26 protein-coding genes are annotated in these 26,237 nt (G+C 63.8%); 7 read left to right on the top strand and 19 right to left on the bottom strand.

What is annotated here, in order from left to right:
* The 8 genes from ABSB13_RS11000 to ABSB13_RS10965 form a co-directional block, all read right to left on the bottom strand.
* A partial coding sequence (locus ABSB13_RS11000) for an amino acid permease (protein WP_428108188.1) occupies nucleotides 1–1,215 on the bottom strand: 1,215 nt, incomplete at its 3' end.
* 78 nt (nucleotides 1,216–1,293) lie between these two features.
* Nucleotides 1,294–2,091: an SDR family NAD(P)-dependent oxidoreductase gene (locus ABSB13_RS10995; RefSeq protein ID WP_428108185.1), complete on the bottom strand. Its 798-nt coding sequence runs from the start codon at nucleotides 2,089–2,091 to the stop codon at nucleotides 1,294–1,296.
* A gap of 17 nt (nucleotides 2,092–2,108) precedes the next feature.
* Entirely contained in the window at nucleotides 2,109–3,155 is a 1,047-nt protein-coding gene (gene ltaE / locus ABSB13_RS10990) for a low-specificity L-threonine aldolase (RefSeq protein ID WP_428108182.1), read from the bottom strand.
* A gap of 25 nt (nucleotides 3,156–3,180) precedes the next feature.
* The gene (locus tag ABSB13_RS10985; RefSeq protein WP_428108179.1) at nucleotides 3,181–4,215 is read right to left on the bottom strand and encodes an NHL repeat-containing protein; all 1,035 of its coding nucleotides are present in this window, start codon (nucleotides 4,213–4,215) and stop codon (nucleotides 3,181–3,183) included.
* Between the two features lie 61 nt (nucleotides 4,216–4,276).
* Nucleotides 4,277–5,143 (bottom strand): CbbQ/NirQ/NorQ/GpvN family protein, encoded by an 867-nt coding sequence (locus tag ABSB13_RS10980; RefSeq protein WP_428108177.1) that lies wholly within the window; start codon nucleotides 5,141–5,143, stop codon nucleotides 4,277–4,279.
* Nucleotides 5,144–5,242: 99 nt separating this feature from the next.
* Nucleotides 5,243–6,673 (bottom strand): cysteine--tRNA ligase, encoded by a 1,431-nt coding sequence (cysS, locus tag ABSB13_RS10975; protein WP_428108175.1) that lies wholly within the window; start codon nucleotides 6,671–6,673, stop codon nucleotides 5,243–5,245.
* Nucleotides 6,674–6,728: 55 nt separating this feature from the next.
* Nucleotides 6,729–7,259 carry a thiol-disulfide oxidoreductase DCC family protein gene (locus ABSB13_RS10970; protein WP_428108172.1) on the bottom strand — a complete coding sequence of 177 codons (531 nt, stop codon included), beginning with the start codon at nucleotides 7,257–7,259 and terminating at the stop codon, nucleotides 6,729–6,731.
* Nucleotides 7,190–7,705 carry an alpha-isopropylmalate synthase regulatory domain-containing protein gene (locus tag ABSB13_RS10965; protein WP_428108170.1) on the bottom strand — a complete coding sequence of 172 codons (516 nt, stop codon included), beginning with the start codon at nucleotides 7,703–7,705 and terminating at the stop codon, nucleotides 7,190–7,192. Before ABSB13_RS10965 ends, ABSB13_RS10970 begins: the two co-directional genes overlap by 70 nt.
* A 190-nt stretch (nucleotides 7,706–7,895) precedes the next feature.
* On the opposite strand from ABSB13_RS10965, the gene ABSB13_RS10960 reads away from it, so the two are divergent.
* The 3 genes from ABSB13_RS10960 to rnhB all read left to right on the top strand — a co-directional run bounded on the left by ABSB13_RS10960 (nucleotide 7,896) and on the right by rnhB (nucleotide 11,315).
* Nucleotides 7,896–9,971, top strand: a complete 2,076-nt coding sequence (locus ABSB13_RS10960; RefSeq protein WP_428108168.1) for a transglycosylase SLT domain-containing protein — start codon at nucleotides 7,896–7,898, stop codon at nucleotides 9,969–9,971.
* Between the two features lie 125 nt (nucleotides 9,972–10,096).
* Nucleotides 10,097–10,645 carry a zinc ribbon domain-containing protein gene (locus tag ABSB13_RS10955; protein ID WP_428108166.1) on the top strand — a complete coding sequence of 183 codons (549 nt, stop codon included), beginning with the start codon at nucleotides 10,097–10,099 and terminating at the stop codon, nucleotides 10,643–10,645.
* Nucleotides 10,646–10,688: 43 nt separating this feature from the next.
* Nucleotides 10,689–11,315: a ribonuclease HII gene (rnhB, locus tag ABSB13_RS10950; RefSeq protein WP_428108163.1), complete on the top strand. Its 627-nt coding sequence runs from the start codon at nucleotides 10,689–10,691 to the stop codon at nucleotides 11,313–11,315.
* Nucleotides 11,316–11,401: 86 nt separating this feature from the next.
* On the opposite strand, the gene ABSB13_RS10945 is transcribed toward rnhB, so the two are convergent.
* Entirely contained in the window at nucleotides 11,402–12,598 is a 1,197-nt protein-coding gene (locus tag ABSB13_RS10945; RefSeq protein WP_428108160.1) for a hypothetical protein, read from the bottom strand.
* Nucleotides 12,599–12,696: 98 nt separating this feature from the next.
* Between ABSB13_RS10945 and ABSB13_RS10940 the strand changes: the two genes are divergently transcribed.
* Entirely contained in the window at nucleotides 12,697–13,203 is a 507-nt protein-coding gene (locus ABSB13_RS10940; protein WP_428108158.1) for a class IV adenylate cyclase, read from the top strand.
* Nucleotides 13,204–13,664: 461 nt separating this feature from the next.
* Here ABSB13_RS10940 and ABSB13_RS10935 read toward each other — a convergent pair whose 3' ends face one another.
* The gene (locus ABSB13_RS10935) at nucleotides 13,665–15,242 is read right to left on the bottom strand and encodes a sulfatase family protein (protein ID WP_428108156.1); all 1,578 of its coding nucleotides are present in this window, start codon (nucleotides 15,240–15,242) and stop codon (nucleotides 13,665–13,667) included.
* Nucleotides 15,243–15,305: 63 nt separating this feature from the next.
* A complete protein-coding gene (locus tag ABSB13_RS10930) occupies nucleotides 15,306–15,947 on the bottom strand; it encodes an NUDIX hydrolase (RefSeq protein WP_428108153.1) in 642 nt (213 codons plus the stop codon).
* Between the two features lie 114 nt (nucleotides 15,948–16,061).
* Here ABSB13_RS10930 and thiI point away from each other — a divergent pair, with 114 nt between their 5' ends.
* The 3 genes from thiI (at nucleotide 16,062) to ABSB13_RS10915 (ending at nucleotide 19,645) form a co-directional block, all read left to right on the top strand.
* Nucleotides 16,062–17,288 (top strand): tRNA uracil 4-sulfurtransferase ThiI, encoded by a 1,227-nt coding sequence (gene thiI, locus ABSB13_RS10925; protein ID WP_428108150.1) that lies wholly within the window; start codon nucleotides 16,062–16,064, stop codon nucleotides 17,286–17,288.
* Nucleotides 17,289–17,456: 168 nt separating this feature from the next.
* Nucleotides 17,457–18,626, top strand: coding sequence for a hypothetical protein (locus ABSB13_RS10920; protein ID WP_428108148.1), 1,170 nt, complete (start codon nucleotides 17,457–17,459; stop codon nucleotides 18,624–18,626).
* A 116-nt stretch (nucleotides 18,627–18,742) separates the two neighbouring features.
* Complete coding sequence (locus ABSB13_RS10915; RefSeq protein WP_428108145.1) at nucleotides 18,743–19,645, top strand: glycosyltransferase family 2 protein; 903 nt, start codon at nucleotides 18,743–18,745, stop codon at nucleotides 19,643–19,645.
* A gap of 16 nt (nucleotides 19,646–19,661) precedes the next feature.
* Here the strand turns inward: ABSB13_RS10915 and ABSB13_RS10910 are convergent, their stop codons facing one another.
* The 8 genes from ABSB13_RS10910 to ABSB13_RS10875 form a co-directional block, all read right to left on the bottom strand.
* The gene (locus tag ABSB13_RS10910; protein WP_428108143.1) at nucleotides 19,662–20,072 is read right to left on the bottom strand and encodes an NUDIX domain-containing protein; all 411 of its coding nucleotides are present in this window, start codon (nucleotides 20,070–20,072) and stop codon (nucleotides 19,662–19,664) included.
* A gap of 45 nt (nucleotides 20,073–20,117) precedes the next feature.
* Entirely contained in the window at nucleotides 20,118–21,683 is a 1,566-nt protein-coding gene (locus ABSB13_RS10905; RefSeq protein WP_428108140.1) for a hydantoinase B/oxoprolinase family protein, read from the bottom strand.
* Nucleotides 21,680–23,647 carry a hydantoinase/oxoprolinase family protein gene (locus tag ABSB13_RS10900; protein WP_428108138.1) on the bottom strand — a complete coding sequence of 656 codons (1,968 nt, stop codon included), beginning with the start codon at nucleotides 23,645–23,647 and terminating at the stop codon, nucleotides 21,680–21,682. Before ABSB13_RS10900 ends, ABSB13_RS10905 begins: the two co-directional genes overlap by 4 nt.
* 20 nt (nucleotides 23,648–23,667) lie before the next feature.
* Entirely contained in the window at nucleotides 23,668–24,618 is a 951-nt protein-coding gene (locus ABSB13_RS10895) for an MDR/zinc-dependent alcohol dehydrogenase-like family protein (protein WP_428108135.1), read from the bottom strand.
* Between the two features lie 327 nt (nucleotides 24,619–24,945).
* Entirely contained in the window at nucleotides 24,946–25,335 is a 390-nt protein-coding gene (locus tag ABSB13_RS10890; RefSeq protein ID WP_428108132.1) for an FmdB family zinc ribbon protein, read from the bottom strand.
* Between the two features lie 125 nt (nucleotides 25,336–25,460).
* Complete coding sequence (locus tag ABSB13_RS10885) at nucleotides 25,461–25,796, bottom strand: DUF167 domain-containing protein (protein WP_428108130.1); 336 nt, start codon at nucleotides 25,794–25,796, stop codon at nucleotides 25,461–25,463.
* Nucleotides 25,793–26,095 carry a YggT family protein gene (locus tag ABSB13_RS10880; RefSeq protein ID WP_428108128.1) on the bottom strand — a complete coding sequence of 101 codons (303 nt, stop codon included), beginning with the start codon at nucleotides 26,093–26,095 and terminating at the stop codon, nucleotides 25,793–25,795. Before ABSB13_RS10880 ends, ABSB13_RS10885 begins: the two co-directional genes overlap by 4 nt.
* Nucleotides 26,096–26,110: 15 nt before the next feature.
* On the bottom strand, nucleotides 26,111–26,237 hold a 127-nt coding region (locus ABSB13_RS10875), incomplete at its 5' end, for a pyrroline-5-carboxylate reductase family protein (RefSeq protein WP_428108191.1).

Here is a 26,237-nt window from a genome sequence, read left to right as displayed (position 1 = left end):
GCGCAGGATCCACACGCCGAAGCATACCAGCACGAACGCGAACAGCGTCCCGATATTCGTCAGCTCCGCGATTTCCTGGATCGGCAGCAGCGCCGCCGCGATTCCGACTCCGATTCCGGTCAGCGTGGTCGGTATGTACGGCGTGCGATACTTCGGATGAATCCGGCTGAAGGCGGGCGGCAGCAGGCCGTCGCGCGACACGGCGAAAAACACCCGCGACTGCCCGAGCATCATCACCAGCAGCACCGAGGTCAGGCCCGCAACCGCGCCCAGCGAGATAATTCCCGACAACGCGTGCAGCCCGCGCAGCGCGAACGCCGACGCCAGCGGCGCGTTCACGTCGATCAGGTGCGCCGGCACCATCCCGGTCAACACCCCCGCGACCAGGATATAAAGCACGGTGCAGACCAACAGCGAACCGAGGATGCCGAGCGGCAGGTCGCGCTTGGGATCGACGACTTCCTCCGCGGCTGTCGACACCGCGTCGAACCCTATGTACGCAAAGAAGATCACCGCCGCGCCTTTCATCACTCCCGTCCATCCCATCGGCGCGAACGGACTCCAGTTCTCCGGCCTGATGAAGAACGCACCCACGACGATCACTGCGCCGATCACGCACAGTTTCACCGCCACGATGATCGAATTGATCCGCGCGCTTTCCGATATCCCGATGTACAGTATCCAGGTTACCAGCATCACGATCAGCAGCGCGGGCAGGTTGATGATCGCGCCGGGAACCGACCCGGGCGCATTGGTTATCGCGGCCGGCAGATGAATCCCGACGCCGTGCAGGATGACGGTAAGGTACCCCGACCATCCCACCGCAACCGCCGCCGAGGCGACCGCGTACTCGAGCACCAGGTCCCATCCGATGATCCAGCCGACCAGCTCGCCCATCGTCGCGTACGAATATGAGTACGCGCTGCCCGCCACCGGGATCATCGCTGCGAATTCCGCGTAGCACAGCGCCGCCATCGCGCACGCGAATCCCGACACCACGAACGAGAGCACGATTGCCGGCCCCGCGTATCTTGCCGCGGCGACGCCGGTCAGCACGAAAATTCCCGCACCGACGATCGCGCCGATACCAAGCAGCGTGAGGTCGAGTGCTCCCAGAGCCCGTTTGAGGCCACCCGAGCGCGACTCGGCTTCCGCCATCAAAGCCGCCGCCGGCTTGCGCCGGAAAAGTTGCGCCCGAAGCCCGGTGTCGTTCATCCCCACTCCCAGTCTAACGATCGTTCGGAGTTTGCGGCGGCGCGGCTTGCAAACCTTGCGATCTGACCCGCGCCGCTTTCACCACGCCTGGTATCCGCCGTCCACCGAAATTACCGACCCCGTAACGTAGCTTGAAGCCGCGCTGGCAAGGAAGATCACCGCGCCGCGAATCTCATGCGGCAGCCCCAGCCGCTTCATCGGCGTAGACGCCTCCATCCGTTCCTTGTTCGCGCCCTTCGCGATTCCGCCTTCGGTGGCCTCGGTGGGAATCCATCCGGGCGCGATCGCATTGACCAGAATTCCATAGCCGGCCCATTCCACCGCCAGCTGACGCGTCAAATTCGCCAACGCCGCCTTGGTCGCCGCGTATGCCGACAGCCGGTACACCGAACTCGCCACCGACGCGTAGATCGAAACCATGTTGATGATTCGGCCCGGTTGGCCGGTCTCGATAAGCCGGCGCGCGACGCGCTGTGCGAGCATCATCGGTGCGGTCAGATTCACGGCGATCGCTTCGTCCCATGCTTCACGCTTGAAGTTCTCGGCGCGGCCGGTCGGCGACACGCCCGCGTTGTTCACCAGGATATCCACGTCGCCAAGCGCGGCCGAGGTCTCGGCCATCACGCGATCGAGGTCGGCCTCGCGCGTCACGTCGGCGCCGATTCCGATCGCTTTGACGCCGTGCGTCTTGGCAAGCTCGGCCGCAATCTGTGTGACGCGGTCTTTGCGCCGCGCGACGAGAGCAACGTCGGCGCCCGCGATCGCCAGCGCCTTCGCGCATTCCACTCCCAACCCGGACGACGCGCCGGTTACCAGTCCGCGACGCCCGCGCAGAGAAAACAGCGAATCGAGCGAATCCATCTCGTGATCACCCATGCGCGCGATCGAAGCGTTCAGTCGCCGAAGACTTCGCCGGCGGCTTGTGCGGCCGCTGCGACCGCTCGATCGACATCGGCGCGCGAAATCCCATGATGCGTCACGGCGCGGAAGGACGTCGCCTCGCGCGGCGATATCAGCACCCCCCGCTGTTGCATCGCCGCCGCGAAACGCCGCGATGCGTCCGCGTCGCCGTCCACGTCGAATACCACCATGTTGGTCCGATTCTGAACCGGACGGACGTTCAGTCCCGCGACCAGCGCAAATCCCTGCGCCAGCGCACGCGCATTCTGGTGATCCTCGGCCAGTCGATCGACCATCGTCGTCAGCGCGACGATTCCCGCCGCCGCGATTATTCCCGCTTGCCGCATTCCTCCGCCGAGCACTTTGCGGGTCCGGCGCGCACCGGCGATAAATTCGCGGCTCCCGCACAAAATCGAACCCACCGGACATCCAAGCCCCTTCGACAGGCAAAACGATACCGTATCCGCGCCGCCGGCGATTTCCCTCGGCGTCGTTTCCAGCGCCAGCGCCGCGTTGAAAATTCGCGCGCCGTCAAGATGAAGCCGGATTTTTCGGCGACGCGCCGCGTCGGAAACTTCCGCCATGTGCGATAGCTTGATCGGCGCGCCGCCGCATCGGTTGTGAGTGTTCTCGATGACGACCAGCGACGGCTGCGCGAAATGCTCGTTGACCGGCATCCCGAGCTCGTGCGCGAGTGCGTCCGCGTCGAGTTCGCCGTCTTCAGTGTTGGCAATCGCGGTCAGCACGATGCCTCCCAGAGCCGACGCGCCGCCCGCCTCGTAACAATTGGTGTGCGACTGCGAGCCGACTATCGCCTTGGTGCCGCGCGCGCAATGAGTCAGCATCGCGGCCAGATTGCCCATCGTGCCGCTCGGCACGAGCATCGCCGCCTCTTTCCCCATCGTCGACGCCGCCATCGCTTCGAGCCGGTTCACGCTCGGGTCTTCGCCGTAAACGTCGTCACCCAGCTCGGCGCGCGCGATCGCCTCGCGCATCTCGGGCGTCGGCAACGTAACCGTGTCGCTGCGCAGATCGATCAAGACGCGATGCCCGTCGCGCGGCGCCCTACTGCCCCGGAGGATAGAGCGTGGTGAAGTTGCCGCTGGTGGTATCGACGACCTCCACGGCGTTTTCCGTGGTGTCGGAGAAATACAGCTGCTTGCCGTCGCTGGTGAGCGCGCAGCCCGAGCCGATATGGCCGTTGACCAGCGTCAGTTTGGTCACGGTGTTGGCGGTGAGGTCGATTTTGCGAATCGAATGATTGTCGGCGTCCAGCACGTAGAGCATCGTTCCGTCGGTGCATATCGCGCCGGGATTGTTGAACTGCGCTTCCAGCGCGGGACCGTCTTTGTCCCCTTCCGCGCCGGTGCCCGCAATCGTGCTGGTCTGCAGCGTCGAGATATCGATCTTGCGGATGACGTCATTGCCGGTATCCGCGATGTAGATGGCCTTTTTGTCCACCGCGATTCCGCGCGGTCCGCTGAACTGTGACTTGTCTGCACCACCGTCGGTCTTCCCCGGCGTGCCCGCCTGTCCCGCGATCGTCTTGACCTTCATGTCGGGAAGCGTGATGCGCCGGATCGTGTTGTTGCCGCTGTCGGCTACGTAGAGCGCGGTGCCGTCGGTCGCGATCTGCGTGGGCAGGTTGAAGTGCGCCGCCGAGCCGGTGCCGTCTTCGGTGCCCCCGATATTCGCCGTCCCCGCAATCGTGGTAACCGTCCCGCTGCTGATATTGATCTTGCGGATGTCGGAATTGTCGGTGTCGCAAAGATAGAGATCCTGCCCGGAGATCGCCATCCCGTCGGGGCTGTTGAAGCGCGCCGAATCGCCAGTGCCATCGTTGCTGCCTTGCTGGAAAAGTTTGCCGGCGACGATTCGGAGCGATTTCGACGTCGCATCGATCGCCCCGATCGTATTGTTGCGGCTGTTCGAAACGTAAACCGCGCGGCCGTCGGTCGCCAGCCCGGCCGGAAAATCCAGTCTCGGCCCGGTCTGTGCCTGGAGCCCTTGCATTTCCTGCGCCATGGCCGATGCGCCGGCGACCAGCATCGCGGCAGAAACCGAAACCAGCGTCATCTTGAACTTTGCGGAGACTGTCATTTGCGCGACCTCGCTGAATTTGTTGGCGTCATTCGCGTCGATTCCGGAATCTTGCCGCAACTTATGGGAAGATCGCCTTTACCACTTCGTCGATCGCGCGTTTGCTGTCGGCTTCGTCGGTCAGCGACCACGTGACCGCGACCGTCGCGGCGCGCCGTGGCGCAATTCCCTGCTGGATCAGCTCTCCGGCGTAGATCAACAGGCGCGTCGAAACGCCCTCCTCCAATCCCGACGCCTTCAGATGACGCACCTTCTCGCCCAGCACCGCGAGCTGCAGCGCGATATCCTGCTCGACTCCCGCCTCGTGCGCGATAATCTCGACTTCCTTGTCCGCCGGCGGATACGTGAACTCGATCGTCACGAAGCGCTGGCGCGTCGAATGCTTCAGGTTTTTCTGGATGCTCTGGTAGCCGGGATTGTACGAAATCACCAGCAGAAATCCGTTGTGCGCCTCGATCGTCTCGCCGCGCTTTTCGATCGGCAGAATCCTCCGGTGATCCGACAGCGGATGAATCAGCACCGTCGTGTCCTTGCGCGCTTCCACCACTTCATCCAGGTAACAAATCGCGCCGCGCCGCACCGCTTGCGTCAGCGGACCGTCAACCCACACCGTCTCGTCGGCCTGGATCAGGAAGCGGCCCACCAGGTCGCTGCCGGTCAGATCCTCGTGACATGCAACCGTTATCAGCTCATTGGGTCCGTCAGCCAGCGAGGACAGCTGATGCGCCATGTGCTCGACGAAGCGGGTCTTGCCGCACCCGGTCGGTCCTTTGAGCAGCACCGGCAGGCGGGCTTTGTACGCGGCGGTGAAGATTTCCACTTCGTCGCCAATCGGCAGGTAAAACGGCGCCGCAGCGGGATCGAGATGACGTACCTCGGGTCCTTCGGCCTGCAGCCTGGTGTCGAATTTCTTTAACTCAATCCCCATCGCTTCCTTCTGGGCAGACGATTTGACTCGTCAAGGCGGGATTCTAAGAGACTTATGCGCAACCATTCAAGGCAAACCTGAGGCCCGAAATGCCGCTGCTCAGCCCTGCCGCCGCTGATAGCTCGCCGTGCCGTCGCGATTATCCTTGACCTCGTAGCCGCGCCGCTCGATTTCCTTGCGCAATTCATCGGCGAGCTGAAAGTCTTTCGCCTTGCGAGCCGCCGTTCGATTGTCGATCAATTGCTGCACGTCGGCTTCGATCGAGCCCGCGCGCGCCGACTCGCGATGCTTTCCCAGGCCGAGTCCCAGCACCGCGTCGAGCGCTCGCAGTGTCGGCCACGCCCGGAAATCCTTGCGCCGGTATGACTCCGCAATCAGTTCCAGAGCCACCGCCAGAGCTTGCGGGGTGTTCAGGTCGTTGTTGATTGCGCCGTGGAAGCGCTCGTAGTACTCCGCCGCCCATCCCGCCGCCTCGACCCCGTCCGCCGCCGCGTCGTCCGGCACGTTGCGTGCGAACTCCCGAAAATAATCGAGACTGCCCTGCGCCGCACGGATCGCGTCGTCGTTGAATGCAATTTCGGAACGGTACTTCGCGCCGTAACAGAAGATCCGAAACGCCAGCGGATCGATCCCCGCCGCCCCGAGATCGCTCAGCAGCGGGAACTTGCCCGCGCTCTTGCTGATCTTGGTCCCCTCTTTGCCGACCAGGAACGCGTTGTGCACGAAGTACCGCGCGAACGGCTGGTGCGTCGCACTTTCCGATTGCGCGATCTCGTTCTCGTGATGCACGGGGATGTGATCGATGCCGCCGGTGTGGATGTCGATAGTCTCGCCCAGGTATTTCATCGCCATCGCCGAGCACTCGATATGCCAGCCCGGATAGCCGCGTCCCCACGGACTCTCCCATTGCATCAGATGGTCCGGCTGGTCGAGCACCCACAGCGCGAAATCGTGCGGGCTATGCTTGTCGGCCGAATGCTCCAGGCGCTGCGTGGCGCTCTGCTCGTCGAGGCTCTGGCGCGAGAGCCGCCCGGCCCGGTTGCTCCCGCGATACCTCTCGACGTCGAAGTACACGCCGCTTTTCGTGACGTACGCAAATCCCGCGTCGATTATTCTCGCGCTGAGCGCGATCATGTCGCCGATATGATCGGTCGCGCGCGACCATACCTGCGGCGGCTCGAGATTGAGCGCCGCGCAATCGCGCCGGAACTGCTCGAAATAAAAGTTCGCGACTTCCAGTGGCGATTTCCCTTGCGCCCGTGCGGTTTTCTCGACCTTGTCTTCGCCTTCGTCCACGTCTCCGGTCATGTGACCGACGTCCGTCACGTTCATCACGTGGCGCACCCGGTAGCCGTTGAACTCCAGCGCCCTGCGCAGACTGTCCACGAACACGTACGCGCGCAGATTCCCAAGATGCTGCGGCAGATAGACCGTCGGCCCGCATGAATACAGCGTAACCTCGGGCGGCTTGAGCGCCTGGAATTCCTCGACCGCGCGGTTCAGCGAATTGAAAATGTAAAATGGTTTCACGAGTGCAAGCGCTCAGCTTACCGTGCGCTCGCGATCTCGAACAAGCCGCGCCCCGCTAGCGCTCCGGGGCCGCTTTCCCCTTCAACTTGCCGCGCGGATCGCGTGCGTATCGCGACGCGGCGATCCGCTTGTACTGCCAATCCGCGAGCCACGCGTACGGCGGGATGTACCACAGGTATGCCAGGTAGCCCCGCAGCCCGCGCTGACACCGCAGTATTTCGTTGATCGCCCGCGCGCCGCGGTACACGCGCCCGCCCTCGTCCACCGCGTGCAATTCCTCGAGCAGATTTTCCCGCGTCAGCCCGGGAAACTGCGCACGCACATCTTCGCGATGAAGATCGAGCGGCTCGATCGCTCCCGAGTTGTCGAATTGCATGACTCCGTCGACACTCGCGCGGCACAGCTCGCACGAGCCGTCGTACAAAATCGCCAGTTTGCCCGGCGACGCCTTGCCGCTACCAGCTGCTCGCTCGCCCGCGCTCATCGCGATCGCCTCGCCCCTTTGGAGGTTGGGGGTCAGCGCCTCGACCACCTCGGATTCGCATTCATCCGGCGCAGCCTCGTGTTCTCGTTGATGATTCGCCATTCGTAGCCGTCGAGCAGCGACACCCATCCCGCTTCGACCGTGTTCGACGACTTGGCCAGCGTCGTCCATAGCAGTTGGCCGTCGGAAAATTTCTTCACCGATACGACGTCCGCCTCGGTCGAGTCGCCGGTCGCATGCTGGTAGGTTTCGATCACGCGCACCTGCTCGAGGTATGGAAAATATTTCAGCAGCGCCTTGCGCAGCGCCACGTCGAGCGCGTGCACCACGCCTACGCCCGAGGCCGCTTCGGTTTCCTCGACGTTGCCGATTCGGATTACGACCGTCGCATCGACGGTCATCCTGCCTTCGTTGACATCATCGATCACGCGCCGCCGCACGATCTCGAACGGCGCCACGTAGTCGCTCGAGGCGCGCAGCTTGGCCAGTTCGAGCGACGCCTGCGGCAGTTCCGCTTCGTAAAAGTCCGCCTGACGTTCAGTACTCATCGGGCTTACCCGCAATTTCCGGAAATACGTCCACTTTGATTATCAATAGCGACACAGCGGCTTTCAAGGACGACGGGACTTGCCATAATGGTTGACACATGACCCGCGTGCGGTGACCATGCGCGCGCGGCAAAATCGCAATGATCGCCAAAACCGGTAATTCATGACCACACTCGCCAGATCGCCACGATTGTCATTGATAATCGCCGCGGCCGCCATCGCAATCTTCCTCGCCCGGCCCGATCCCGCCCTCGCCACCCAGGTCAGGATTCCGCTCACCATCGACTACATCACACTGCGCGAAGCGCTCAAGCGCAATCTTTTTACCGCGCCCGGCGGACGCGCTCAGCTTTGGAACGGCAGCGACGATTGCCAGTTTCTTTACGCTGAAAATCCCGAATTCTCACGCGCCACCGCCGGCGGGCCGGCCACCGTGAAGCTCGAAACCGCCGACAGCCTGGGCCTGGGCGTCTCGATGGGTTCTCAATGCCTGAACGCGGTCCAATGGAGCGGCATCGTCGAGGCGCTCGGCGTCCCATACATCGCGCCCGGCCTCCAGCTTAAATTTCATTTCACCGATTTGAATCTCTACGACTCCGCTCATCAGAAAACGCAGCTCGTCAGCCGGGGCTTCGACCTGATCAAGAGCTACCTCATTCCGCAGCTCGACGACTTTTCTTACGATCTCAAACCCGCCGTTCAGCAGCTCGGCGCGATGGTCTCAGATTCGATCACGCCCGAGGCCGCCGGCCGCGTCCACGCCGCAATCGCATCGCTCACCGCCGAGCCCAACATCGAGGCACTCGACGACGGCGTCCGAGTCACGCTCGTGATGATGATTCCCGACGTCCCCACTCCAACCGCAATTCCCGGTGCAGCGGCCTCGCCCGCGCCCGCGCCAACGACCGCCGAACTCAAAGCCTTTCAGGACACGCTCGATCAGTGGGACGCGTTTCTGGTTTTTTCGATCAAGCAGCTCGGTGACGCGGTCGGCGACCAACCGTTCCGCGACCAGCTGCTGCAAATCCTGCTCGACAGCCGCTACCGCCTCGTCCAGGCGCTGAACAACCCGCCCGCCGCCGCGGGGGCCGATCCGGTGCGCCTTCTGTTCCTCGACGAATGGCGTCAGTTGCACGACGCGGTGCGCGCCGCCGCCCGGCGCGGGATGCTCGGGGCGCACGCGCTCGAATTTATGTCATTCATCTCGGCCGGAGACGCGTTGTTTGCGCTCGATCAGGCGGCGCCCGCGCTTGGGATGCGCATTTCGGCCGCCGACCTTCGCCGCCTCGCGCATATCATGGCGCCCAACGCGTCGGGCGATCCGCTTCAATTCAGCTACCACGAAGATCGTGACCTGAAAAAACTTTTCGCCGTCCCCGAGCCGCCCACCACCCATCACCCGATCGAAGAAGAGGACGTGCCGCCTTCCGCCCCCGGCGCATTGCCGAGCTCACGCGGCGCGAGCACCCCGGCGGCGGATGCGTCGCCGGGCAGATCGATCCCTCCCGCGTCGGCCGGACCTGGCGCCAGCCGTCAAGCGTCGCGCCAATTCGCCCGGATTGATCCGCTCCTGCTGCGAATGCTCTCCGTCCTGTCGCCACGAGAGGCCGCCGCCGCACAGCAGGACAAGGACGACGAGCCCGCGATGCTCCCCCGCCTCCAGCAGGTCGCCGATCGCCTCTACCGTCTGGTGGTCACCGAAGACAACGCCCAGGCTTATCGCCACGACATGGGGCTGCTGCTCGATCTCAGCGCCGAACGCCAACTCGGCGAAGGCACCATCGACCGCGGCGACGCCCCCATCTATGTCACGCTCGTGCGCAGTGCGGCGTGGCAGGAAAGCTGCTGGCGACAGTTCGTGATGGCCGAGGCGGGCATCCGATGGCTTGAATCCGCGACCGGCGACATCGGGCTGATGCAGGTGAATAAGCATGTCTGGCGCGGCTTTTACGATATCGATCGGCTTAAGTGGGACGTTCTCTACAATGCCGGCGCGGGCTGCGAGATTCTCGCGCGCATGATGCGCTATGCGTCCGCTCAGCCGAAGTTTGATCCCGTGCCGGTCGCCGGCCATCTCGCCCGATCTGCCTACGCGGCCTACAACGGCGGTCCGGGCGCGTGCAATCGATGGCGTCGGCGGCGGGAGCCGGCTGCGCTCAAACAAATCGATTCCAGCTTCTGGGACAAGTACCGCGCGGTGCAGGACGGAACCCCGATCGACATCCTCAGTTGCGCCCGCGACTGGGGCCACCGCTTCGCCGACTAGGATGCGCAGTCGGCAGCTGCTCGACGCCCCGGCGTCGACGCAGTTTCAATTGACGCGACGCGCCACGCATCATCATAATCGCACCGACTGACACTGTTCCCAATGCGGTGGCTTGAGGCGGCGCGATGAGATGTCCCCAGTGCGGTAACGACACCCAGCAAGGCGCCGCCTTTTGTTCGCGATGCGGTACGCGGATGTACGCGCCCAAGCCCGCCGCGGTGCGCGAGTACGCGCTCGCTCAATTCCGTCCCTCGCTGTGGTACTACGCCAACGGCTTCCTCTTCGGTGGATTGCTGATCGCGATCGGCGCCATTTTGCTGTACCAGCTGCACGTCAAGCGCGAACCGATCCAGGCCGGCTTCGCGGTAGTCGGCGTCGGCGCGCTGACCTTCATCGTCACGATGATTCGCTCCAGGACCATCAGCTGGAGTCTCACTTCCGATCGCTTGATTGAAAAGCGCGGGCTGCTCGCGTCACGCCGTCGCGAGATGGAACTGGCCGACATCCGCTCGGTCGAGGTCAGCAAGCGCGTCGCGCAACGGATGATCGGACTTGGCGACGTCACGATCGCGTCCGCCGCCAGCGCCGACTATGCGATCCGGCTCAACGACATCGGCGCTCCCGATGAAACCGCCGAGACGATTCGCAAGGCCCGTTTGAAACGGATGGCGTAAACCACGATGCACAACCGGTGACTGACGAGCATCGACGATCACGATGAGCAAGCGGCCCGACCTGCGCTACGAACGGCGCCTGTGGAAACTCGGCATCGACGCCGTCGCCGGTGTTGACGAAGCCGGCGTCGGTCCGATGGCCGGTCCCGTCGTGGCAGCCGCCGTGGTCTTCGGACCCGAGACATTCATCAGCGGCGTGCACGATTCCAAACAGTTGAGCCACGAACAGCGCGAGGAATTGTTCACGCCGATCCGCGACCGCGCCATCGCGGTCGGCGTCGGCATCGCCGAGGTCAACGAAATCGATCGCCTCAATATCTACTGGGCCACGATGTCCGCGAGCCGCCGCGCGCTGTCCGCATTGAAGCTGGCGCCCGGCCACGTGCTCGTCGATGGCCGCCTGATTCCGGGCCTGGAACTTCCGCAGACCAGAATCGTAGGCGGCGATCGCAAAAGTTTCTGCATCGCCGCCGCCTCGATCGTCGCCAAGGTCACCCGCGATCGCATGATGGTCGAACTCGACGCGATCTACCCCGGCTACGGCTTCGCGCAACACAAGGGCTATTGCACCAACGAGCATATGCAGTCGCTCGCCAGGCTCGGCCCCTCGCCGATTCATCGGCGCTCGTTCGGGCCAGTCGCCGCCGCCGTCCAACGCCCGCTATTCTGACTCTGGCCGGCGCGCGCACCGGTATCCACGCGCATCGAAGGAATCGTAACTCGATTTTGGCGACGCGAAACGGGATCGAAGCGCGCCTAGCGGCGGCGGGTCCGTGCTTCGCGGGCTTCGCGCGCGCGCATCGCCTCGGCCGGAGTCATGATCAGCCGCGTCTCATCCTCGGCCTTCTGCTGCTCGGCTGCCGCGACCGTGCCGAGTTGGGTGCGGATGAAGGCCTGAAAGAAGGGCAGCTTCGTCACGTCGATTCCGTCGCGCAGCCGCGCCGCGGCCGCCGCGGCCCATCCCGCCTCCGTGCGGCGTCCGGCCCGCGCCATGTAGTACGCGATATCCTCGAGCCGCCGCCGGACTGCGCGCCCGTTGTCGCCCGCCAGCAGTTCCGCAGTCGCGCGATCGAGGACGGCATTCACGCGCTCCTGCTTGTGCATCGGATTCAGGACGATCACGCTTTCGCCGGCGCGGGCAATCTCCTCGACGTAGGGTTTGAGTGTCGCGTCGGGGATCCGCCATTCGAGCAGTTCCGGCTCCTTGAGCAGCTCGAGCGACGGCTCACCCGCCGCCTCGGCGGTAAGCTCGGCATAGACAGGATGCAGCAGTTCAGTTGGCGGCGGCGACGCGATCAACTCGGCGCGCAGCGTGAGAAAGTTTCCGACGTGACCGCGGCGCGACTCGGGCGTGTTGCGCCAGGCCTCGCACGCGATGAAGTCCGCGACGCGCCAGTCGGCGTCAACCAGCTTGACCTGCGCGCGCCGTTCGAGCGCCTCGCGTTCGGATTTCAGCTCGCGCCGCGACAGCGCAGTGTTCTGCGCGCCGACCAGGCCCTCGCGCTCGGAGATCAGCGCCCACATTCGGATCACGCCGCCCTGCACGCGCGGCTTGACGATCCAGACGATACGCGCGCCTTCGCTGTCGATCGGCGAGAGCATCGCGGTTTTTTCACTTTTTTCAGGGGCGTTGCCGTGGATAGTGCCGGCCGCATCAGCAGTCCCGGCGGCGGATGCGGGCGTGTCGATGCCGTGCTGCTTCAGCTTGTACAGCGCGCGGCGGACTTCGCGCCGAAGCTCGCCGGCCGCGCCGGCTTCCATCTCGGTGAGCATCGCGGCGGCGCCGGCGTCTGCGATCTTGCCGAGCGCGCGCGCGATTGCGCCGTCCGCGATGCCGGGCTGGCCCTTGAGTTCGCGGATTTTCGCGATCGCGCCGGCGGGCGCGAGGGCCGGGTCGAAGCCTGCCTCGATCAGTTTCGCATCGTCAGGATTGGTTTCCCGTATAATACTCAAATGAATGCCGTGCGAAGTCGTGGGAGCCTATGCGCGCACTTCCCGAAGTGTCAAGTTTTTCACGCCAGGGCGGTCGCGATCAACGATAAAGCGAAAAAATGAAAAACCTCGAAGCGAAGTTCCGGCTCCGGAGTCATGCTGAGGCTGAGGCGCGCGCGTCGGCGCTTGGATACGTCCGGCGTGCGACACTCAATCAGCGCGACACTTTTTTTCGCGTCGCAAGCGGCAAGCTGAAGCTGCGCGAGGAAAACGGGATCGCCGTTCTGATCTTCTACCGGCGACGCGAAAGCGCTTCGCTGATGCTGAGCGACTACGAGATCGTGCCGGTTGCCGATCCGGCGCGGATGCTGCGAGTTCTGGAAGATGCGCTCGGCGCGATCGCGGTGGTCGAAAAAGTGCGAACCCTGATGACGCGCGACAACGTGCGCCTGCATCTCGATCGGGTCGCGAAGCTTGGAGAGTTCGGCGAGATCGAGGCGGTGATCGCAGACGGCGACGATCCCGAGCGGAGCCGCGGCGCGGTGGATGAAATCCTGGCTGCGCTCGGAGTGGCGCCGCCCGACCTGATCGATGTGTCCTACTTCGAGATGCTCGCGAAGCCCTAGGCGCTGAAGATGATGGTGGCGCCGGAGGATTTCAGCGCAGCGTCCACGAATTCGCGGTCCGCGGTGCTCAGCGCCAGGCGGGCTTCGCGCAGCCATCGGAGGCATCTACGCTGGTAGGGAAAGGGTTGCTGTATCCACGCGCGCCCGTCGATCTCGCGCCACGTTGGCCTAGAGCCCGATAGACCGCAGAACCCTCACCTACCTCGCTATGTTCGACCGCCGCGTGTCTGTGACACCTCCCGTGAAAGTAACGGGCGAGGTAAGGAAGGAACCGGGATTCTTCCCCGTTCGGCGCGGCGCGTCAGCCACGCCTCCAACGCACTTCGGCCAGCCTCTTATTCGCAAAAGTAACGGGCGAGGTAAGGATCCGGGTTCCTTCGCTGCGCTCAGGATGACACAAAAAGTGGAGGCCTCTTCCCCACAACCTGTTCTAACAGGGCGAAGCCCATTCCGCGCTTAACCTAAGCGGGGGCGTCGATGGGAAGCTTCGGCTTGCGCTCGGGAGGAAGATTGTCGTACAGGTCGGCGCGCAGATCGGACTTGAGCTTCGCGTAGGCCGGATCGTCCCACAGATTGCGCCATTGCATGGGATCCTCGCGCAGGTTGTAGAGCTCGCCCTCGGTGCCGTCGTAGCGGATATCGGCAATCGGACCGCGCGGCGCCAGAAACGCGGGAATGTTGGCGATGTCGAATCCATAGTCGCGAGTCGATTTCTCGTAAACGGTGAGCGTGTAACCGTCGCGATAGATGCTGCGCAGATGCATCCCGATGGCGGCGAACTGGCTGTCCCATTCGGTGATCACGCGCTGGCGGCCCGAGCCGGGCGCGATGGGCAGCGGCTTGCCCTGCATCCAGCCGGGAACCGGGACGCCGGCGATTTGGCAGAACGTCGGCGCGAGATCGAGTTGCCCGACCGGCTCCGCGATTTCGTTGTGCGCAATTTTGGCTGACGGCGCAGGACGCCAGATCATCGGCAGCCGCATCAGCGCGTCAACGTGATACGGCCCCTTGTAGAGCAAGCCGAAGTCGCCTTGCAGCTCGCCGTGGTCGGTGGTGAAGAATACGTCGGTGCGCGGTTCCCATCCCCGCTCGGCGATTCGGGCGAGCACGCGGCCGCAAGCCTGATCGATCAATTCGTTTTCGACGTGGATCATCGCGTTAACTTCGCGAAGCTGATCCTCGGTGAGCTGGCACGGGACGAAGCTGGCGGGGCCGCCCTCGAAGTTGCCGAAGCGGCCCTGGTACCAATCGAGCCAATGGCGCGGCTTGCCGGCGAGTATTTTCTCAATTTTCTCGCGCGAGCCGGGGTAGCCGGCGGGCAGATCGAGATCGCGCCAATTGATTCGCCGCGCTTCGTCCTGCGGCGGATCCCATGGATGATGGGGATCGGGAAAACTCATCCACACGAACCAGTTGTCGCCGGGATCGAGCGAATCGAGGTATGCGATCGTGCGCGCGGCCACCCAGTCGGTGTGGTAATGCTCGCGCGGAATCGGATTGTACTTCACTTCGGGCGCGCCGGTGTCGCCGCCGGCCAGCCCGGTGAGCAGCGGGGCGAAGCCGCCGAGGTCCTCGGGATGGTTCTTCTGCAGCCACAGCGAATAATGCCATCCGCCGATCGGCACATGCATCGCCAGTTCCATCCGATCGAAGCCGCGATACGGGCCGGTTGAATTCTGGCGCGCCATCCGGTTCTCGAACCATCGCCCCTGCAAATCGAAACCGGGCTCGAAATGCGCCTTGCCCAGCAGCGCGGTGTGGTAACCGGCCTGCTCGTGAAGATAAGCCGCGACGCTCGGCGAATCGGGCGGAAGGGCAACGCCGTTGGCGACGACGCCGTGGGTGCGCACGTATTGGCCGGTAATCATGGTGGAGCGGGCCGGCATGCAGACGACATTTTGATTGTGCGCACGCCGATAGTTGATTCCGCGGTTGGCGAGCCGGTCGGCGACCGGCGTCTTGGCGATCGTACCGCCGTTGCATCCCAGCGCGTCGTAGCGCTGCTGATCGGTGGTGATGAAAAGGATATTGCGTCCCATCGGCTTCGACTCCTGTCTGGAGATTTCACTTTTTCGCTGTCAGCAGCGCGCGGAAACGAGGGCCTAATCGAGAAGCTCGAGGAGGTTGAGCGTGATGCGCAGGGTGAGGCCCCAGATCACCTGGCCGCGGTAGAGAATCGCCGGAAATTTCGAGGAGCGAGCGGCCGGCCCGTCGCTCTTCCATTCATAGTCGCCGCGGAACTTCGGGTCGCGGAGCGCGGTAAGCGGCACGTCGAAGATTTCGGCGACTTCGGAGATTTGAGGCTTGAGCGGCGCGTCGGACGGAATCACGCCGACGAATGGCGCGACGACAATTCCGCTGGTCGTCGTTTGCATGGTGGGGAAAGCGCCGACCACGTCTACGGTCGAAGGATGGATGCCGACTTCTTCGTGCGCCTCGCGCAGAGCGGCGTCGAGCAGGGTTGCATCGACGGGATCGACGCGTCCGCCGGGAAACGCGACCTGGCCGCGATGGCTGGCGACATGGTCAGAGCGGCGGATATAGACGACGTGAAGGCCGCCGGCGCGCTCGAACAGCGGCATCAGCACCGCGGCGGCGTTGGACTTGTTCGCCAGCGCCGCGCGCGGGGTGGGAGTGACGGTGGAGAGCTTGCGCCGGATGAGCGCGACGTGGCGGGCGAATGTCTTTTCAGGGGCAGTGTCGTTCGCCGCGGTGGGATCGGGCGTGGGTTTGGCGTCGCTCATCACTACAGATAATCGCGCGCAGCGCCCATCTTGCAAGCGCGCGGCCGGTTTTCAATGCTGCCCATGCGTGGGCTAACCTCAAGTCCGGCGGCGGCACGCGAGCGGCTTCATAACATGCGATATTTGATTGGCAGATACCACGAGATCGCGCTCAAAGGGCGCAATCAGTGGCGATTCGTGGACCAGGTAAAGCAGAATCTGCGCGATATATTCGCCGACTACCGGCTGGGCAATGTCCGCAGCGTCGGGCCGCGCCTGATGGTGCAAATCCCCGAGGAGCTTAGCGACGAAACCGCAGCCGAGCGCGCGGCGCTGATTTTCGGGCTGCAGAACTTCTCGATAAGCCATGCAACCGCTCGCGACATCGAATCGATCGCGCGCGAAGCGATCAAGCGTGCCAGCGGAAGCAATGCGCGGACATTTGCGGTGCGGACCAAGCGCGAGGACAAACGGTTCGCGATGAATTCGGTGGAAATAGATCGAGCGGTTGGCGGTGAAGTGCAGGAGGCGCTCGGCTTCGAAGTGGATCTGCGCGCTCCCGAGCTCACAATATCGATCGAGATAATGAACGACGCCGCGTACGTGTCGGCGGGCAAGATGCCGGGTGCGGGCGGACTTCCGGTAGGCGTGACGGGGCGCGGATTGGCGCTGCTGTCGGGCGGGATCGATTCGCCGGTCGCGGCGCATCGCATGATGAGACGCGGGCTCAGGCTGGACTTCGTGCATTTTCATGCGTATCCGATCGTTTCGGCGGCGAGCCGGGAGAAGGCGGCGGAGCTTGCGGCTCATCTGACGCGATGGCAGGCGCGATCGACGTTGATGCTGGTGCCGTTTGGAAACCTGCAGCGCGAGATCGTGGCGAACACTCTGCGGCCGCTGCGGGTGGTGCTGTACCGGCGCTTCATGCTGCGAATCGCCAGCGCCCTTGCAGAGCGTTGCGGCGCGACGGTGCTGGTAACGGGCGAGAGCCTGGGGCAGGTTGCCTCGCAGACGCTGGAAAACATGGCGGTGATCGAGAAGGCGGCGGCGTTCCCGGTCATGCGGCCGCTGGTGGGGATGGACAAGAACGAGATTATCGATCAGGCGCGCCGGCTGCGCAGCTTCGAGACATCGATATTGCCCGACCAGGACTGCTGCACGCTGTTCATGCCGGCGCATCCCGAGACGCGGGCGCGAATCGAGGAAGTCGAGGCGGCGGAATCGCGATTCGATATCCCGCGGATGATCGACGATGCGGTCCGCACCACCGAAGTCGAGCGTTTTTGGTTTCCGCCGCGGGCCGCGCAAGTGGCTGCGGCCAGAGCGCCAGAACCGCAGAAATTGTCAGCGAAGGAACCGTAATCGAGCCGCGCGGGCGTTCGCATAGCGCGCCTTTTTTCTGATAAGCAAGACTGTTGCCCCCAAAAGGCGGCTAGCGGGTGGAAACTGCCCATGAGCCGGCCTTCTATTTTGGTGGAAGCGACATTAGAATCGAACCGTTTGCGGCTCGCGTGAAGAGGGAATTCGACGATGATAATGAGCAGAATTCAAGCCAAGGGTGCGATGCTTGCGGCTGCCGTGGTTTGTGCGTTTGTGGTGGCGGGATGCCAAGGGCATACGCCCCAGGGCGCGGCGGAAGCGTATCTGGGCAACCTGAAACTTTACAATTACCCGGCCTGCTACCAGGCGCTGTCGCATCAGGACCAGGTCGATCGCACGATGGATCAGTTCCTCGAAGAAATCCCGATGGCCCCCGAGGTGAGCAAGGACTGGTTCAAGGGCGTACTGCGCACTTACGATTACAAGGTTGGCGACTCGAAGACCGACGGCGACAAGGCGATCGTCACGGTCAGCGTGACGCGCCCCGATCTCGCGCTCTGGGAGCGGACGGTCGATGCTTCACTTAAGGGAGATGAGACCCCCGACTCGACCGCGCAAAAGAACCTGGCCGAAAATACGTACCCGAAGGTCACCTACGACGACGATGTGGTGATGGTGAATCAGGGTGGCGAATGGCGGCTGCTCGTCGATTTCCCGTTCAAAGAAAATATCGTCAAGGAACACAAGGACGCCGTCGATCTCTACCACAAGCACGACTACGACAAAGCGATCGCGGCCTATCAGAAAATCATCGACGAACTGGACAAAGAACAGGCGACCGGCAACGCAGGCCTCAAGTTCCAGTACGGGCGCGAGTTGGCGGATATACAAAACTCGCAGAAGCAGCTCGCCGACGGCCAGGCGTACATACCGAAAATCGTGTTGAGCGATGTGGACATGAAGATGTCAGCGTCGCGAGTGCCGGGAATTTTCGGCAAGATGACGAACAGCGGCGACAAGCCGATCGACGAGGTTCAGTTCACGGTCACGTACACCGAGGGCAAAGGGAAAACCAAAAAGGAAGTCTTCAGCGAGGTTCACGTTCCGATCGCGACGCCGCTCGAGTTCAACAACTTCGGGCGTCCGGTGCTGCCGTTCGTGCCGGGCGAGACGCGCACCTTCGGTTTCCGCCTGACGGCCCCGACCGACATCCAGCAAAAGGCGACGCCCGATTTGACGGTCACGTCGATCGTGTTCACGCAATCGGGAGCGCCGCTGCCCAAGCCCGCGGCGCCATCGCCGTCGCCGGGAGCTTCGCCCGCGGCCGGTGCTTCAGCAGCTGCCGCGCCTGCGGCGGCGCCATCGCCGGCGAAGAACTGACGCGGGCCGCCGCGGCGGCGCCGGGTTATCCGGTGCGAGGCGCGGTTGGGCTATCATGGAGACGTGACGCGGCATCAAGCGGCGACGGATTCGGTTAGCGCGCGCGCACGACCGCATTGACAGTCAAACTCACAATTGCGATTCCCACGCACAATCGCGCGGCCCTGGTGCGCGAGACGTTGGCAAGTATCACGTCGCTCGCGATACCGGCGGGGGTCGAGGCCGATTGCCTCGTCATCGACAATGGATCGACTGACGACACCGCCGCGGTAATCGACGACTGCGCGCGTGGCGCGGCGCTTGCGATGCGGCGGGTGTTCGAACCGCGCCTGGGTTCGAGCTTTGCGCGCAATCGTGCGGTGGACGAAACCGCGTCGGACTTCATCTTCTTCATCGACGACGACGCACTGGCCGAGCGCGATTGGGCCGCCGAACTGCTCGATGACATGCGCCGGCGCGATCTGGACGCCGCGTGCGGCATGGTTATCCCGCAATGGTCGTCGCAGCCGCCCAAGTGGCTGGGGCCGAGCCTGTGGGTCAAGCTCGCGGTTCACGACCGGCGCAAGATCGAGTCGGCGCCGACCTCATCTGCCGAGCGGTTGGATAATTATTTCAGCGCCAATGTCGGATTCAAGCGCTCCGCATTCGCGCGTTTCGGGAAATTTCGCGAGGACCTCGGCGTGGTCGGCGGCAATCCTATCTCAGGCGAGGACACCGAACTGTTCGCGCGGATCCTGGCGCGCGGCGGAGCGATGGGTTTTGCACCGCGTGCGATCGTGCATCATCTGATTCCGCCCGAGCGGATGACGCGCGCGTACCTGCGGCGCAAGAGCTTCGCCTTCGGCATGGGCACCGCATTTGCGGGACTGCAAAACCACAATCACCTCGACAAGCTGGTCCGCAACGGCGTGCGAATGGCGGCTGCCGTGATGCGCGGTGATCGCGAGCGGGCGATTTATCACGAACTCGAATGCGCCAACTTTTTCGGCTACTGGCGCGGCCGCCTGATCGCGCGGTAGCGCCGCATCGCCTCGATCACTTCACGTAACTCAGCATACCGCGCTTCAGAATTGCCGCGAGATAAGGAATCATCTCGAGGCTCGCGAGCTCGGCCGGCGTGACCCATCGATGCTCGACGTGTTCGTCGGGCCGCAGCTGCACTTTCTGAAAAACCGTCAGCCGGCACGAGTAGAGCGCCTGCAGATAGGGCTCTGAAACCATGCTGTGCAAGCCGAGCAGGCGATCGATCGCGACATCAAGCCCGGTTTCCTCCTTGACCTCGCGCAACAGGCAATCCTCGAAACTCTCGCCGAGCGCAAGATGGCCGCCGGGAAGGTCCCAGCTTCCGGGCCGATACGGCATTACCGGCGCGCGCTTGAGCACGAGCATTCGCCCGCGACTGGCGATAACGCCGTGGATGCCCACATAGAATTGCTGCTCCGCCATCTTGCTCAAGCTAGCGGGCCGCTCGCCGATGCGCCACTTCCGCGTTTAGCGACGGCCCCAGGCGCCGCCGCCGGGTGTCTCGATTCGAATGCGCTCGCCGGCTTTGAGGTCGATATTCGTTTTGCCGGGTAGCCTGGTTCGTCGCGTGCCGCGCAGCAGGATGTTCATCCCCGTGGCGCCCGGTCCGCCGCCGGCAAGTCCGTATGGCGCGATTGTCCGCCGTTCGGTGAGCAAGCTTGCGTTCGAATCGACCAGGCACTCGAGTTCGCGAATCAGTCCGTCGCCGCCACGCGCGCGGCCACGGCCGCCAGAGCCGCGGCGGATTCGATACTCGGTGATCCGCATCGGGTAGTAGGCCTCGAGCGCCTCGATCGGCGTGTTGAGCGTGTTGGTCATGTGAGTGTGGATGCCGGACGCGCCGGGCCGGCCGCTTGCGGCGCCCGCGCCGCCGGCGATCGTTTCGTAGTAAGAAAAATGGCGGTCGCGAAATAGGTCGAAGCCGCCGACCGTGAGATTCGACATCGAGCCCGAACTCGCCGCCGGGATGCGACCGGGCGCCGCCTTGGCGAGCGCACGAAACAGAACGTCGACAATTCGCTGCGAGGTCTCGACGTTTCCGCCGGCGACCGCTGCTGGAGCCAACGCGTTGACGATCGAGCCCGGCGGCGCGACGAGCCTGATCGGGCGCATCAGGCCCTCGTTGGCGGGCACGGGCTGCGCCGCGAGGCATTTCATGACATAGAAAGTCGCCGACAGGGTGATCGCGAAATTTGCGTTGACCGAACCGCGCACCTGCGGCGCGGAGCCGGTGAAATCGACGAGCGCCTTGCCGCCGCCGATTTTGATTGCGGCGCGAATCGGAATCGGACCCGTGCCGAATCCGTCGTCGTCGAGAAAATCCTCCGCCCGATAGGTCCCCGGCCGCAGCTCGGCAAGCGCCGCGATCATCAGGCGCTCGGCGTAATCCTTGAGCCCGTCCATCGCAGCTTCGACCGTCTTTCGTCCCGACGTTTTTACGATCGCGAGCAACCGCTCGGCGCCGACCGACAACGCGGCAATCTGCGCGTGCAGGTCGCCCTCGCGCTCCTCGCGGACTCTGGTGTTGGCGAGGAACAGCGTCATCACGTCGCGAGCGATCTCACCGCCGCTGACAATTTTTACCGGTGGCAATCGAAAACCTTCCTGGTAAATCTCCGTCGCCAGCGCCATCGAGCCCGGCGCGATTCCGCCCATATCCGCGTGATGCGCCCGGTTGGCGGCGTACGCGAACGGGCGGCGCTCGACCCCGATAAACACCGGTGCGACCAGCGTCAAATCGGGCAGATGCGTCCCGCCGGCGAAGGGATCGTTGAGCGCGGCAACGTCACCGCGGCCGAGCTCGAGGTTCTCAATTGCCGCGCGCACCGAGAGCGGCGTCGAGCCTAGATGCACCGGAATGTGCGCGGCCTGAGCGACCAGCTCGCCGCGCGCGTCGAAAATCGCACACGAAAAATCGTGCCGCTCCTTGATGTTGGGCGAGAACGCCGTCTGCCCGAGCACCACGCCCATCTCGTCGGCGATCGCCGCAAGACGGCTGTTCATCACGGCTAGCCGGATCGAATCGAGCTTCATCGCGTCGCCTCCAGCTGCAGATTGCCGAAGTCGTCCACGCGCAAAGTGAATTCCGGCGCGACGTACGCGGTGGAACTCAGCTCGACGACGACGATCGGCCCCCGCACGCGCGCGCCTGCGCCAAATGAGCCGCGCTCGTAGATCGGCACCGCACGCTCCCGGCCGCCAACCAGCACCCGTCCGCGTGAAACCGGGGTTGGCTTACCGACCTGGCGCGCGATTCGCTTCGGCCTGGCGACCAAATCCCCCGCGACCGCGCGGATACGGATATTCACCACCTCGACGGCGGCACTGGCGGCGCAATGTCCGAAAGTTCTGCGATGCGTCGAATGAAAGTCGGCGACGAATCGGGGCGTGAGTGCGATTTCGAGTTCGTACGACTGACCCCGATAGCGCATGTCGGCCCACAGTTCGTGACGGATCGAGGCCGCTCCTTCAGCGCCGAGCTCGGCGTATGCGCGGCGGACCAGAGCCGAGGCGCGCGCGAGCAGGCCTCGATAGTTCGGATTCGTCTCGCGCACCGTAAGCGAATACTCGCGGCCCAAAGGAGCGCGCGACGCGCCCCACGCACACAGCAGGCCGGGATTTCGCGGCATCACGATTCGCCGGATACCCAAATCGAGCGCCAGTTCGCACGCGTGCATCGGGCCGGCGCCGCCGAACGCCAGGATCGCGAAGTCGCGCGGATCGTAGCCGCGCTCGACTGTGATCACGCGAATTGCACGCTCCATGTTCGCGTTGACGACGCGAATGATCCCGCGCGCCGCCGCAATCGGATTCGTTTTCATCTCTCGCGCGAGCCGCGACAACGCGCGCTGGGCGCGCTCCGGATAAAGCTTCATCTGGCCGCCCAGGAAATTCCCCGCGACCAGTCTGCCTGCCACCAGGTCGGCGTCGGTCACGGTGCACGACTCTCCGCGTCCATAGCACGCGGGTCCGGGATCGGCGCCCGCGCTATCCGGCCCGACCCGGAGCGAACCGCCTGCGTCAATCCGCGCGATCGATCCGCCGCCTGCGCCGACGGTGTGAATGTCGATGACCGGCGTGCGCACCGCGTATCCGTCGGGATGACTAAGCGTGCGGATTCGCGCGCGGCGATCGAACAGCGATACATCCGTCGAGGTCCCGCCCATGTCGAACGTGATGAAACGATCGACGCCGAATGCGCGCGCCAGGCTTGCCGCTCCGATCACGCCCGCCGCGGGACCGGAGAGAATCGTTCGCACCGGCTCTGCCCGCGCCAGCTCCGGGCCGATCGCGCTGCCGTTGGATTGCATGACTCGCAGCCGCGCCCCTTCGAGCCGGGTCTCCAGGTTTTTCAGATGCGACGACATCCGCGGCGCGACGTACGCATTCACGACCGCCGTCGAGAAGCGCTCATATTCGCGATACTCGGCGAGAATCCGATGCGAGACCGAAAGCGGCCGTCCAAGCGGCGCCAGCGCGCGGGCGATCGACTCCTCGCCTTTCGGATTGGCGTACGAATGAAGCAGGCAGATCGCGAATGCGTCGGCGCCGCTGCGTGCCGCGAGTCGCCGAATTCGCGCGAGTTCCGCGCGGCTGAGCGATCTGATGATGGTTGCGTCGAACAGCGTGCGCTCGGCTACGCCGAAGCGCATCGCGCGGCCGACCAGCGGCTCGGGTCGCGAAGGCGCCAGCGCGTACAGGTCGTCGCGATTCTGCCGGCCGATCTCGATAAGGTCTTCGAACCCCGCGTTGGTAAACAGCGCGACCCGTGCGCCTTTTTTTTCGAGCAGCGCGTTGGTCGCGACGGTGGAACTATAAGTGACGGACTCCGGCGCGATGCCCGCGAGCATCTCGCGCAGACCGCGGATGACAGCGTCGGCAGGGTCCGCCGGCGTCGAGAGCACTTTGTGCACGCGGATTTCACCGCCGGCGATCGCGACCAGATCGGTGAACGTGCCGCCCGTATCTATGCCGACCACGATTGCGCCGGCACTCAAGGTCCGGGGGCTCCGCCGCTTCACGGCGCTCTCAGCAGTATTTTGAAATTGAGCGGATTCATCGCGGCTTCGAAGCCCTTAAGGCCGTCGTCGAGCGCGAAGACGCCATCGATCAGCGGGCGAGGATCGATTTTTCCGGCCGCCAGCGCGTCGAGCGCAGGCTCAAAGCGGCCGCATCGCGAACCGATCACGCTGATTTCATTCACCACGATTGGCGCCAGATTAATTTCAGCCGCCGCGGCCGCGGTGCTCTTCAGTATGATCTTTCCGCGCGGCCGCACCAGCTCGACTGCGCGCCGAAAACCGGATCCACTTCCACTGCAATCGATCACAACCTCGAATTTGTCCCGCACAGAAAATTCCTCGGCGGTATCGAGTCCGAGTTCAGCCAGCCGCGCCAGTTTCTCCCGATGATGGCCCGTGACCTCTGGCTGGTACTTCTCGGCCTTGAGCGCCAACGCGACGATCGCGCCGAGCCGGCCGTCGCCAATCACCGCAATCGTCTGATTGCGCGATAGATGAACCTGCTCGAAGATCTCGTAGGCGGCCGCGACCGGTTCCACGAACACCGCGACGTCGTCGGGCATCGAATCGGGAATCGGATTCAGGTTGGCGTCGGGGAGACAAAGAAATTCCGCAAAGGCGCCGTCGCGCCCGAGAATTCCCAGCACTGTGCGATTGGGACAATGCCGCACGAGACCGGCGGAGCACGTCGCACATCGCCCGCATCCCGCGTTGATCTCGCCGACGACGCGCTTGCCCCGCAGCGCGGGGTTTTGCGATTCGGCCACCCGCCCGGCGAATTCATGACCCGGCACTCCGCGATATTGCATGTAGCCGCGCGCGATCTCCAGGTCGGTTCCGCAGATGCCTGCGACTGCGACCGCAACGATACTCTCACCCGGCGCGGCAACGGGATCGGGATAGTCGCCGCGAAATTCCAGATTGCGATCGAAGACAAGGGCGCGCATAAGCTTCGACCGATTCAAACAAAAAAGCCGCAGGGTCGGCTACCCCACGGCTCGGCAGGGGTGACCCCTGCACCCAGTATTCAGGCCGCCCGCCGTTGGCGGGCGCGGCCCCTGCCAACGGCTTAATACTGCGCTGCCGTCACCACGGCCAGGCAAGCGTGCCCCCTGCACCTAATGTTAAGAAAGATGCGGGCGGAGATTACCCTGAGCGAAGTCGTAAAGCCCTGTTAGAACCGGCTAGGGGGCAAAGAACCGGGGCAAATATTAGCCTCATCAGGATGCGACAATCGATCGGGATGACGCAAAGGAAAGAGTCGCTAAGAAAAATTAGCCGGCGGCTTTCGCCGACACGGACTTTTCGGACGAGGATTTCGAGCGCGAGGACGTCTTCGATTCCGATGACGACGATTTGGACTCCGACGCCGGCTTCGACTCGCCAGCCGCCTTCGCCGACGAATCGCTCGACGACGCCGTACTACCGTTGGTCGCGGGCGTGGCTGGCGTCGATGCTGAATCCGAGTCCGTGCTGCTCGGGGTGCTCTTCTTGGCGTAGTCGGTCGCGTACCATCCGCTGCCCTTCAGGATGAATGAGCCGCGCGACATCTGCCGCTCCACCTTGCCGTTGCAGGTAGGACATTTCTTCAGCGCGGACTCTTTGATCCCCCGCATCGCCTCGAACACGCCACACTTGTTGCACTTGTATTCGTAAATTGGCATCGCAAAACCGGGACTGCTAATCGAAAACCTACCCCTACTCCCCCTTAAATAACCATGGAAAGCAACGCAGTCAACCGAAACGCCGAGTCTTCGCCATCGATTCGCCTGGTTTGCGCTGGCGGACGCTACTTTGGTCTGCCAATCTGCCGCAGTCGCGATACCACCTTGGCCGGGTCATGCGTCACGATTCGGATCGTCTTGCGACGCGAGGTTGCCCCGCGAACGATCAGGATCGCCGATCGCGGTACGCGCAGCTCACCTGCCAGGTACTCGATCAATTCGTCGTTCGCTTTGCCCTTTTGTGGGCCTGAATGGACGCCGATGACGAGGCGCTCTCCGCTCACGCCAGTAACTCCTCGGCGCGAGGCGCCCGGCCGAGCCGTGACCTCGATCGTCAGCTCGCCGCCGGCTACGCGCATCCAGGGCGTGTATCCCGCCGGCGGATTGCCGCCCGGGTTCACACGTATGCGGGAATCAGCACGTGCACCACGCTCGGAATGACGACCTGCTGGATGAGCTGAATGACGATAATCACGACTAGCGGTGAAAAATCGATTCCGCCGAACACCACCGGGATATGTTCGCGGAACCAATCGAAGACCGGCTCCGTGATCGAATAGATGAAGCGGACGATCGGATTGTACGGATTCGGCTCGATCCACGTCATCAACGCGGAAATGATCACGACGTACAAATAGAGCGTCAGCAAACCGTGGAGGGTCTGCGCGATGAAGATAATCAGGCTGGTCCAGGCGTACACGCGATAGCGCTCCCGCTAGTTGATTCCGCGGCCAAGTTCGCGCGAGCGATCGCTGGCGGCGTGCAATGCGGCGGCCACGATATCAGAAAAACCATGCTCGGCGAATCGGCGCAGCGCGGCCTCGGTGGTGCCGCCCGGCGAA

It is taken from the genome of Binatus sp. (SeqCode) (assembly GCF_050013435.1).
Lineage (GTDB): Bacteria > Desulfobacterota > Binatia > Binatales > Binataceae > Binatus.
Note: the sequence above shows the minus strand (reverse complement) of the source record. Positions and strands in the feature narration are given on the sequence as shown.